The 10119-nt window shown below is 39.9% G+C and carries 13 protein-coding genes; 10 read left to right on the top strand and 3 right to left on the bottom strand.

Annotated elements, in window-relative coordinates:
- Positions 1-166 precede the first annotated feature (166 nt).
- Together BM202_RS35170 and BM202_RS35165 are read right to left on the bottom strand one after the other, a co-directional pair.
- Positions 167-586, bottom strand: coding sequence for a hypothetical protein (locus BM202_RS35170; RefSeq protein ID WP_093835079.1), 420 nt, complete (start codon positions 584-586; stop codon positions 167-169).
- A 25-nt stretch (positions 587-611) separates the two neighbouring features.
- A complete protein-coding gene (locus tag BM202_RS35165; protein WP_093835077.1) occupies positions 612-1169 on the bottom strand; it encodes a hypothetical protein in 558 nt (185 codons plus the stop codon).
- Positions 1170-1890: 721 nt separating this feature from the next.
- Between BM202_RS35165 and BM202_RS35160 the strand changes: the two genes are divergently transcribed.
- The 10 genes from BM202_RS35160 to BM202_RS35100 all read left to right on the top strand — a co-directional run bounded on the left by BM202_RS35160 (position 1891) and on the right by BM202_RS35100 (position 8446).
- Positions 1891-2367 carry a hypothetical protein gene (locus BM202_RS35160; RefSeq protein WP_093835075.1) on the top strand — a complete coding sequence of 159 codons (477 nt, stop codon included), beginning with the start codon at positions 1891-1893 and terminating at the stop codon, positions 2365-2367.
- 360 nt (positions 2368-2727) lie between these two features.
- On the top strand, positions 2728-3114 hold the full coding sequence (locus BM202_RS35155; protein WP_093835073.1) for a hypothetical protein: 387 nt from the start codon (positions 2728-2730) through the stop codon (positions 3112-3114).
- A 568-nt stretch (positions 3115-3682) separates the two neighbouring features.
- On the top strand, positions 3683-4093 hold the full coding sequence (locus BM202_RS35145; protein WP_093835069.1) for a hypothetical protein: 411 nt from the start codon (positions 3683-3685) through the stop codon (positions 4091-4093).
- A 399-nt stretch (positions 4094-4492) separates the two neighbouring features.
- On the top strand, positions 4493-4855 hold the full coding sequence (locus tag BM202_RS35135) for a hypothetical protein (protein WP_093835065.1): 363 nt from the start codon (positions 4493-4495) through the stop codon (positions 4853-4855).
- A gap of 458 nt (positions 4856-5313) precedes the next feature.
- Positions 5314-5583 (top strand): colicin immunity domain-containing protein, encoded by a 270-nt coding sequence (locus BM202_RS39275; protein WP_093835061.1) that lies wholly within the window; start codon positions 5314-5316, stop codon positions 5581-5583.
- Positions 5584-5731: 148 nt separating this feature from the next.
- A complete protein-coding gene (locus tag BM202_RS35120; protein ID WP_093835059.1) occupies positions 5732-6103 on the top strand; it encodes a hypothetical protein in 372 nt (123 codons plus the stop codon).
- 167 nt (positions 6104-6270) lie between these two features.
- Positions 6271-6681, top strand: a complete 411-nt coding sequence (locus BM202_RS37970) for an energy transducer TonB (RefSeq protein WP_093835057.1) — start codon at positions 6271-6273, stop codon at positions 6679-6681.
- Positions 6682-6927: 246 nt separating this feature from the next.
- Positions 6928-7467 carry a hypothetical protein gene (locus BM202_RS37720; protein WP_177236815.1) on the top strand — a complete coding sequence of 180 codons (540 nt, stop codon included), beginning with the start codon at positions 6928-6930 and terminating at the stop codon, positions 7465-7467.
- Positions 7468-7590: 123 nt separating this feature from the next.
- Positions 7591-8109 carry a hypothetical protein gene (locus tag BM202_RS35105; protein ID WP_143100874.1) on the top strand — a complete coding sequence of 173 codons (519 nt, stop codon included), beginning with the start codon at positions 7591-7593 and terminating at the stop codon, positions 8107-8109.
- Positions 8110-8215: 106 nt separating this feature from the next.
- Complete coding sequence (locus BM202_RS35100; protein WP_093835051.1) at positions 8216-8446, top strand: hypothetical protein; 231 nt, start codon at positions 8216-8218, stop codon at positions 8444-8446.
- Positions 8447-9388: 942 nt separating this feature from the next.
- On the opposite strand, the gene BM202_RS35095 is transcribed toward BM202_RS35100, so the two are convergent.
- A complete protein-coding gene (locus tag BM202_RS35095; RefSeq protein ID WP_093835049.1) occupies positions 9389-9745 on the bottom strand; it encodes a hypothetical protein in 357 nt (118 codons plus the stop codon).
- Between the last annotated feature and the right edge of the window lie 374 nt (positions 9746-10119).

Raw genomic sequence — 10119 nt, 5'->3', positions numbered from 1 at the left:
ACTGATACCCAAGAAGAGCAGGATTAACGCAAATTTGTTTCTGTTCATAATACGTTAAGTTTAGTTTATTAGATTAACCGCTATTTCTATTAAATGTACTTAAATACCGCTCCAAAATTGTTGTATAAGTGGCAATATGTTAACCTAGAGATTTTTCCCTCCGTCTTCAGTTATTCACAAATAATCTGATTCTCAGCTTGTCCTTTTCATTTCGATTCAACTGATCAAGGTATTTTTCGCCTTGGGCCGTGATTGAAAGCGAATAGAATGGCTCACTACTAAGCTCCCAAGATCTAGGATTATTCAATACTTCAACTGAATAGGGATAATTAATTTCTTTGATTTTGCTTGTGAGGCTGTTATTCGTATACTCCTCTAATATGGCCAAGTCTTCTGCTAAGATTTCTTTCAAAAGGTCATAAGCAACGGCATATTTTTCAACTAGGGTCAGCGAATTATAATGGTCAACAGTTCGAACTAGCTCCCATAGCCCAAACACTCCCTCGTCGATGCTGAAGAGAAAAACTTGTTTTTCTATCTCTCGATCAAGTTGAAGGTAACTGTATAATTTTGGCCAGTCTATCATGTTGTATAATTTGCTTTATGTTTACCTAGTAGGAATAAGGAATATGAATCGTATCGGTTTCAATCTCATTACTCACATTTAAAGCACGATCTCGGATCTGAATCCGATATTTAGTGGGAATGATTGTAAAGCTGTTGCCATAAGGATAAAGCTGCTCCAGTTCCAAGTCCCCTTCAATAGGCCCTGTTTTGCCTTCCCGGCTTAAACGGGGAAAAAATAAGGAAGTATTCTCACCCGTAGAAAGGGGTTGATACTGACCATTCTTTAATTGAAGGGTAATAATCTTATAATTTCCCCACCCACCTGCTTGCTTATACCGATCTATTTCCAAGCTATCTACTGGCAAGGTATTACCCAGGTCCCCATCTCCATCAGTAAAGCCAATAGTAATCACTACAGAATCGCGTCTGGATTGGCCAACTCCTGAACCTGCCTGAAGGGCGTACCGACTAAATCCCTTGAACTTAATTTGAGGAACCTTTGAGTAGGTAGGTTCTTGGAAACAACTGGATAGGAAGAAACTTACCAGTAGAATAATTCCGCCAGAAAGCACTGCATGTTTGATCGTATTTACTTTTTCCATGGCTTATCAATGGTGTATTATAAAGTCTATAGAAGTCTAACTGGGATCTATATAAGTTGAGTGTACTCAACGATTCATTTTTCTAAGAAACAGTTGCGAGTGGCAGTTTTAAGAAGTCAAAACTGTTGTATAATCTATGTGGCTGTTGCAGAAGTCGATACCAGCCTATGAGTGGTCCATGACCAGGCAATTTGTTTCCATTTAGTGGTCAGCAATTAGCGGAGAAACCTGGCTCCCTAGTCCCATTCCAGACTTTTGCAACAACCACCTATGTTATGTTTACCTAGAGCACACAAATGATCATTTATTTTTTTGTCTGTCTTTCTGTCGGACAAGTTTAAAAAGAGAAAAACACCTACTTGATACTGCCTTCCCAGAAAACTCAGTGGGCCTTTGGCCCTAGTCACTATAGCCCAACGCTTGACGCATACGGTATGGATAGCATCCTTGAGTACCTCGTAAACTATACACGTCTATTTCTTGAAAAAGTATAAGTCTAAATTTTTATTCGCTGTTTGTCTTTGTTTGCTCAATCTTACTTAAATACAATTTACACGGTAGGGGCTATGGCTTAGTCTAACCCACTCGTTTCGCTTTATTGGGTATCGTTTACTCATCAGCAGGATCATGTTTATAGCGTAGTAAATTCCTACTGGGTCGTTGGTCTATCAAAATCTATCTTTACCCCTACCTTTGCCATTAAAGACACTGAAATAGCTATATGAAAGCACTGACAATCAATTTTTTCTCCCCGACCGAGAACCGTCCCACGAAAACGAAAAGTCCCAAAGCCGCTAAGCCAACTAAGGTCGCGCTAACGGGGTACATTTCGGCCACAGGCAAGCTCACCCTCCCCACTAAGACGGTGGCCAACTTAGGCATCAATCTGGATGATACGCTCTTCAAGGTGGGTATGGACCAGGGCAAACGGAAAGCTAAATCCCTCTACCTAGTTCCTGGTAGTGATAGCGAGGAGACTTTCTCTTTTGAGAAAGCGGCCAAAAGCTATACGTTAGCGCTGCCCTTTATTTTGACCAAAAGCGGGGTTGATTACGCGAAAACCAAATACGCCTTTACGATTCGTCTCTTTGACTACGAAGGCTCGACGGCCCTTGAGTTAAAATTAGCTGCCGAAGCGGCCCCGGCAAAAGTCCCCTACACCGGTAAGCCACGGGGGCGTAAGCCCAAGTCAGCCTAGTAAAGTTGAATAGCCCTGACTCGACAGGGCTATTCTATAGTTTGTCGTTTAAAGTCTTCCTTCTCTTTTTTCATTTCCCCACTGTTTGGCTTTCCTCGAAGTAAGTTCAACTGAATGGATTAGTAATTGTTACTTTATTTTATAGATAATATAATTATTGCTAAAGCTGCCAACCTGGCAGCTTTTTTAGGTCATGTAGTAACAAGTCAGTTGTCTTTTCTAGTTTGCCACAAATCTTAAACGGACGTTCGTGATTCGTGTCAAACACTTAAGTTAGCGAACTGAATCTGCCAGTTCGTCAGTAGCCTCGCCTACTTTCTCCGTTAAGAGCTATTTACTCCTATTCGGTATATTTACGCTATGAATCGACACATACGTCTCGACGATCTTGACCATACGCCCTACAAAGAGTTAATTCAGTCCCTAACCGTACAATGGGTTCGTGCTGAGTTACCCCATCAGGGACTGACCTATGGGGATTACCAAACCGACATTCGAATCCTGCTGTTAACAACCCAAAACCCAGATCGGACAAGGGCCCTAGTTCAGGCAGTCCTTGCCCAGGCGACTAAACTGAACAAAACGTCGGGTTGGGTAGAAGAGGAGCTTAAGTTTGAGGGGATGATTGAGGGAGCCGACCGAACCGATTTTCTGCGGTTCGAACTTCAACAAGCGCCTGCATTGGATGATCAGCTACTAGATAGGTACAACGAGCGAATGAATCGATTTGCCACCCCTAGCGAATAGATTCACCTAGATCACCTGGCTACCCGTTACACGCCGGAATGACGACGAGTAGCCCTAATGATACTTGGAAGCAATTTGAGGGGAATGAGGGGGGCAAAATTCCAAGCGTCAAAATTGCATTAAAATAAGGTTCAGTGATTAAAGATAGGTTTCTCAAAAAAATTTGGAAATATAATTTTTTTGAGAAATACCGAAGTATAGTTTAGGAAATATTCATTGGGGCTTATGGGCCGCGATTCGTCTAGCGCCGGACTATAGTGACCAGGCCACATGCCCCCTAAGTTTACTGAAAAAGCAGTACCAATTCGGCGTTTTTTCTTTTTATGATTGTCCGACAAGAAAGCAGACATATAAATAGGTGATCATTTGTGTGCTCTAGGTAAACATAACATAGGTGGCTGTTGCAAAAGTCGGTCTTACTGCGGACAGGCTCCTAAAATCAGCCACTTTTAGCCACGAATTGGGCCGGGATTGGTTTACATTTTTTGCCTAGTAAACCCGGCTCAGACTTTTGCGACAACCACATAGATTATATAACAGAAAACCGACGTAAAATGGGATCTGAAAAATGACAAAGATTGAGTTCATCAGCTTTGTACGGAAAACCTTGGAAGAGCTTATCCAGTATGCAGAAATCTATGCGGAAAAAGAATTTCCCAGAGCATTAGCCTTTAAGTGGATGGGCGAAACGAATTGGGAGTATGATCAAAAAGAGATCTTGAACAAACTAGTGGATCGAGTGTATCAGGGAGAGGAGCAAATTTATCCCTGTGTTGACTTGATTGTAAAAGGGATAAAAGCGGGTAAAGTGGAAGTGGAAGGGCGGGTTGCCGGTTATGAACCAAGAGCTTTTCAAAAAGGGTGGAGTGGCCGTATGGGACCCTTTATTTATGGATTTGGTTTTGCTACCCCCACAGATAAAGCTAAGTTGGAAAGCATCAGAAGTAAGTTAATTCAGAAAGGCTTATTACCTGGTTAGTTATCATGAAGCAAATTATTTAACAGTTTTAAAGTCACTACAAATTGGATAGATGCTATACGTATAGGGTAAGGCCTCCATTTGGTAAGCCAGCAGAACTATTGCTAGAATTTCAGATCAATAGATCGAAACCAGCGTTTGTACAGGATTTGACCAAGGCTCTTGAAAGTATAGATCCTCAAATCGTTTCTAGTGAGAATGTGTGGATGAATGATGAACTCCTATTAAAATTCAGTTCAAAGCAAGGAGACTTTCATTTGTCAATTGATATTTGGGATAACGCGTTTATACTTGCCAATGATAACTCGTCCTGTATTTTAGCGATTGACAGTGAACTAGCTAACAGTCTTTACTTTGAGAAGGCTACCTAACATAATTGCACTTATACAATAGGCATGAATGAATTTTGACGATTACTATTGGCATGACTCTACGCTCAAATCAATCAATATTGATCGAAGCAATCCGGGTCATAACGACTCTATCGTACTTGAAATAGAATGGTATGGTACGGGGATCAGTAAGTTGATTTTTCAAGACGTTTACAAAGCAAAATTTGACTTGAACTTTGGTATCATAGCCCAAGAATCAATATTGGATGCTTACAGTACAAAGGAAGATGAAGAATTGTATCTGCTGGCTACTAAATGGACAGGTGTATTTCCAGTTCATGAGCTAACCTGTTATGTTATTAATACTAATTCAACCGTTGGTCAGCTTAAGATCTGCGCTAAGGGCTTTACAATAGATGACAAAAACTAAACTACATATCCATTATACGGAAACAGTTTCTTAAAATAAAAGTAGTGGCTGTTGCAGAAGTAGTAGGCTCTGCTTTCACATGTACTATCTTGTAATTTTCATAAAGACTACCTGCCAAAAATGAGTGTTATAACTGAAGTTGCTTATCAATATATCATTGATAGACTTAACACAAGGTCAATCAGGCATGATGTTCACTACTTTGACTCAGGTGCGAAAATGATTGACATTTGGTATAATGGCCACTTCTATGTTATTCAAATGAACTCAGAATCAATAGGATTTTCGGAGATCACCGAGGCTAATCCCGGATTCGATACCATCCCAGATGAGTCGTTTTATACTTCAGAGAAGGCTCAAAGACATTTTGAATCCTTACTTTCATGAGGAGAGGTGAAGATCATTGAAGGCACTTTCGACTTTTGCAAAAGCCACAGCACTTATACAACTAAAAACAGATGTCTGAATTAGCTTACAAATCAATCATTTATCAGTTTCTGAATCATAAATTGACAGTAGAGGAGTTTATTGATTTGTACATGCAGCAATGGAAATCAGATAGAGATGATATCTCATTAGACCCGCGATTTCGTAGATTAATTGACCGAGTTTTCACGAGCTGTGATTGCTATCGAGAGGCTCCTAAAACAGCTTACGAAATAGATGAAAAAGACCTAAGAAATGAGATCGATCTTCTCAGTTATATCTGGTGGCAGTACCCGCTCTAAATATTTTGATTTGTACTATTTCAGCTCAGTTATTAAAGGTTTCACGTTATCCTTGACGGAATAATCAATTTACATAAAATTATTTATACAACAGGTATGGAAAAAGGTCAATAAATAACTCTTCAACTAGTGATCGCGCAATAGAATTATGCAAAGAATACTAGTCATTAAGATATTACATTGGGGCTGCATTGTAGCACTGAATGCTTGCTCCCCAAAGGCCCATAAGACAGACGATTGGGTCTTTCGCTATACGTTGGTAGCTGCAGAGCCATTAGAGCATTATGGAGTTAAAGGAATTAGAGGACCGCGTAATCAAGACATTCCAGTTGGAGATACTTTGGTGGCCGAATCAGCCAGTTTTCTAACTGGCGTTGCTGCATACAGCCAAGTAATCTATCAGCAGAAGGAGGCTTGGGTATTTGGTGCTTTATCGAAAACTAGGGTTGTTAAAAAAAGCAAAGTAACTCCTACTTACAGCAAGAACTTGCCTATAAAGGTCATCTATAAGACCAGATAAATTTAACCGAAAAGTACAAAGCCTGGCTACTAAGATTAGCAGTTAGGCTTTGTACTTTTCATACACATGTTTTATAACTATTTTATGTTATGTGAAAATCAGAAGTAAGAGGAGTTGGACCAAACTAGCCATTTATGGAAATAGTCACACTTTTTGCTCTTTCATAAATGAGCTTAAGATTTCTTCAACTGCTATTTATATTTCTCTCAGGCGCTAATAGCATTAGTCTAGGACAGACAATTAATCAACCTAAGCAAACTGATACTACTGCTTATGCCGTTGTTCAAGTCCCACCAAAATTTCCGGGTGGGCCTGATGCAATGTTTCAGTTCATTCAATCGACTAGTCGGTATCCGGTCAATCTAAAAAAAGGGCCCTTGACCTGGGTGAAACTCTTGGTCGAGAAAGATGGCTCTATCTCAAATGTGCAGGTCACGTATACCGAGGTCGATGATAAGTTGGTATCCGAAGCTAAACGGGTCGTCGAACTAATGCCTAAATGGACACCTGGTTCTCAGGATGGCCGGTTACTAAGAGCTTATACCTCTATTCCAATACGGTTTGTAAAAGCCCAATAATACCACTCAATTCTATTATATACGTGGCGTGGCTACGGTCCCGCGGCGGCGGACCGTGCCGGTACGGTTGCAAAAGTCGGAACCGATGTTAAATACCCTATTTGCCCCCTTGTTTTCAGCGGAAGAAGCCGTTTAAAATAGCCCTTTTGTTGAGCTTCTCATTAGCCCTCAGGACTTTTGCAACAGCCACATAGATTATACAACAGGAAATTAGTCTATGCGTTATGCCTATAAACGATGCTCACGATGAAAACGGTTCTATATTCATTAGGGGTACTTATGGGCATTATAGGTTTACTGTATGCTTGTCGAATTCGTATCACACCTTTGCCCCCACCGGCTGATCCGCCTAGAACTGAGCAAGCTTGTCAAGGTCCACCTATCCTAAATAATATAATTGGTACTTGGAAATGTGGCTCAAGAGCTACTGGAAACGGTGATCCTTTACCTAGATCCGCTCCATTTACATCCGCTACTTTTAGCCGGTTTGGTATGATGAGCTTTGGAGCTGATAAGAGAATCACTGACCCTGATTCAATTTTCGATAATCATTTAGACAATGGGGCACCTTTGGTATACAAAACATATAGTCTTGAAACCGACACGGTAAAAACGAGTCCCTATTACAAACATGGTGAGCTGTTGTGGGTCCGATTATATTATAAAAACAGGACGAAGGATCTAACGTTGGGAGTAGGATATTACTTCAAAGTGATTTGTAATGAACAGAATCGAATTCACTTAAAAGGACCTGACGGCGCACTTGAACTTGTGTTGGTCAGGTAGAAGTTTAGTAGTCTTTATATAATTGCCCTTATATAACAAACGATGGGAAATAAAGAGATATTGACTTTATGTACCCTTATACTAGTAGGGATTGGGCGTTTCAGTCTAGCACAGACAACGCCTGTGTATGAAAGATATGCCAGTACCTGGGCCATTGGCGAAGATCATAAATTCGACAATAAACAAGTGTCCACGAATAATCTCCCCACGGGTTTAAAAGCTAAAAAAGGAGAGATTGACATGCTGATTCCTGAAACTAATGCGTTTATCGTGCGGGAGAATGGAAACGCTTACATTAAGCTGTATCTAGTCAACATGACAATTAAAGAGCTATCCGTTCCTAGACAAGATGCCACCGTTGGGGGCATAACCAGTGAAGTCTATGTGGATGGTAAGTGGAAGCTACTTCAAGCAAAAATAGGCGCTTCCTGCGGCAACAGTTACTGGACGATGTCGCTTAAGTCCAACCACTACATTTACCTTGAAATAGAGAATCCGATACGGCAGGGATCTCAGCAGGTTCTCTATCGAGTGGGCTTCAAAACAGCTACCCACGATGTAGTTTCAAATCCGATTAATATCCCAATAACCCCTGAGTTGTTAGCCTTGGCTGGAACGAAGATACCGTCAATTTCAGACTAGCCAAATTGTAAAATTCTTATATCCTACAATTTATATTACAACTGTAGATACAGGTTTATTCTATTAACATTAAGGAAATTATACAACTGATTTGACACTCTATTAGATGGGAGAAAATATCTACGTTCAGTTATTGGAAGAAGGTACTCAAGTTTATAAATCCGTTCCAGCTATTCCAATTGGGGACGAAGTCTATCAAATTCAAGGTCACGAATTATATGATCCTGAGGATGAAGTATGGGAGTTCACACCAGGTACTTTAGTGAAGACAGAACTGAAAGACCTTACAGCAGGACCTGTTTTGGTAGCCGTTGGAAAATTGCCAACTGCGGGTTAACTAACATAATTGCACTTATACAACAACTTTTGCAGAGATCATTTGTCCAATCTATCGTTTGACGAATGGCATAAAACGAATATTGGTATATAGTGTAGTATTGGCAAAAGAGACTGGTCCACCTACAATATAAGTCGTTGCGAATGGTCTGTTGTAGGTTTCATATCCAAAGTCAATGCCGAGTTGTTTAATAGGCTTTATCGTTAAACGAGGCCCATAATAAAAGAGTAAAGTTGATGTTGGAGCAAACTCTTTAGGTGAATAGGTAAGCAACGGCCGCAAACTCAAATTAAAGGCAATAGATATATATTTGACTGGCTCGAAAGCAATATAAGGAGCTATATTTAGATACGTGAACTTCTCTAAAAAAGTAATATTCCCCTGCCATCAGATACTTCTAAGGGTAATCGATAGTACGTTATGTCGACCCCTGTCTTGACTTTTTTACTAATAGAATACTCACCGTATACGCCAAGGCTTAAGGGTTTTAACAATCTAACACCGCCCAACGTCGTGTTTAGTTGAGTATATCCAATTGATAAATTGGAGAGGCCAGAGCCACCAATGAAACCAACTAGCACTTTTTGCTGGCAAAACCCCGTATTGAAGGATAGGTTGAGACTAATAGATAGTAGATCTGTCTTAATGAAGCGAGAATTCATACGGAATAAACCTTAGTACAATTTCATTATACCCCTTCTTGACCGAAGTTATATTTTTCCGTTAATACTCTTTGGCTATCTATTGGCCTATCTCTGAGTTTAACCACATAACATAAAATCTGTGGCTGTTGCAAAAGTCGGTACTCGCTTAGAATGTCTTCAGGGATTAATAATTATTGGCCTTTCAATGGCCAGAAAAGGGCTATCAAAACAGGCTCTTTGATCCCCTTCTAGACTTTTGCAACAGCCACGCCACTTATACAACAAAAAAGAGGCTGCTCTATTGATAAATTTTTCCTTGGCAATCATAAGGAAATGCTAATGTTGTATCCTTCTTATGGATGTAAAACATCATCTCATTCTTTCGTTTGATAACTGTATCGCCTATGTCAATAAATTTCTTGAAGCGGATATTCCAATTGGCATCATCATGATACTCGTCTTCTTTACCGGTAATTGGATTTCTACCTTTCAAAACGAACATTCGACTGTCAAGCTTTGCATATTGAACAATAATTGAACAGGATTGAGGGCGATAAATTGCAACACCATCTTCACAATTTCCCTGACATCCAGCAATCAAGCTAGTACTACCTATTAAGATTAACTTAAATGGGCTAGCTATATAATATTTCATAGTTGACTAAGGTAGAAGTTCAGTATAGCATTCTTACTTATTTCCATTAACATAATCTTAGTGATACAACAGGTCTAGGTAAAGTACAACGAACTGCCCCACAGCAAGTTAGTACTATTCCTGGACCTGTTGCATAACTAAGAATATGTAAAGGGAATTAAGTCAGAAATAGGTATAAATCTATTTTTTGACTCACCTTCAAAATTTACAATTATACGAGTTCAATATCCATTCTTCGTAACAAGTCGTCTTGTATAGTGTAAATGTGCTTTACTATTCCATCGAACATCAGTTCACCTTGCAAGTCCTTTACTATTTGGTGAACCGTCACTTCTAATGTTCCGTCTTGTCTTTGGTTAAGTCCGATTGGTTCA

The sequence above is a fragment of the Spirosoma endophyticum genome, from assembly GCF_900112365.1.
Classification (GTDB): domain Bacteria; phylum Bacteroidota; class Bacteroidia; order Cytophagales; family Spirosomataceae; genus Spirosoma; species Spirosoma endophyticum.
The sequence above is the reverse complement of the archived record's forward strand: the minus strand, read 5'-3'. Positions and strand labels throughout refer to the sequence as shown.

What these genes read in the sequence shown, in the direction of transcription:
- BM202_RS35170 (WP_093835079.1), bottom strand. Translation starts at nt 586, where the DNA reads ATGATAGACTGGCCAAAATTATACAGTTACCTTCAACTTGATCGAGAG.
- BM202_RS35165 (WP_093835077.1), bottom strand. Translation starts at nt 1,169, where the DNA reads ATGGAAAAAGTAAATACGATCAAACATGCAGTGCTTTCTGGCGGAATT.
- BM202_RS35160 (WP_093835075.1), top strand. Translation starts at nt 1,891, where the DNA reads ATGAAAGCACTGACAATCAATTTTTTCTCCCCGACCGAGAACCGTCCC.
- BM202_RS35155 (WP_093835073.1), top strand. Translation starts at nt 2,728, where the DNA reads ATGAATCGACACATACGTCTCGACGATCTTGACCATACGCCCTACAAA.
- BM202_RS35145 (WP_093835069.1), top strand. Translation starts at nt 3,683, where the DNA reads ATGACAAAGATTGAGTTCATCAGCTTTGTACGGAAAACCTTGGAAGAG.
- BM202_RS35135 (WP_093835065.1), top strand. Translation starts at nt 4,493, where the DNA reads ATGAATTTTGACGATTACTATTGGCATGACTCTACGCTCAAATCAATC.
- BM202_RS39275 (WP_093835061.1), top strand. Translation starts at nt 5,314, where the DNA reads ATGTCTGAATTAGCTTACAAATCAATCATTTATCAGTTTCTGAATCAT.
- BM202_RS35120 (WP_093835059.1), top strand. Translation starts at nt 5,732, where the DNA reads ATGCAAAGAATACTAGTCATTAAGATATTACATTGGGGCTGCATTGTA.
- BM202_RS37970 (WP_093835057.1), top strand. Translation starts at nt 6,271, where the DNA reads ATGAGCTTAAGATTTCTTCAACTGCTATTTATATTTCTCTCAGGCGCT.
- BM202_RS37720 (WP_177236815.1), top strand. Translation starts at nt 6,928, where the DNA reads ATGAAAACGGTTCTATATTCATTAGGGGTACTTATGGGCATTATAGGT.
- BM202_RS35100 (WP_093835051.1), top strand. Translation starts at nt 8,216, where the DNA reads ATGGGAGAAAATATCTACGTTCAGTTATTGGAAGAAGGTACTCAAGTT.
- BM202_RS35095 (WP_093835049.1), bottom strand. Translation starts at nt 9,745, where the DNA reads ATGAAATATTATATAGCTAGCCCATTTAAGTTAATCTTAATAGGTAGT.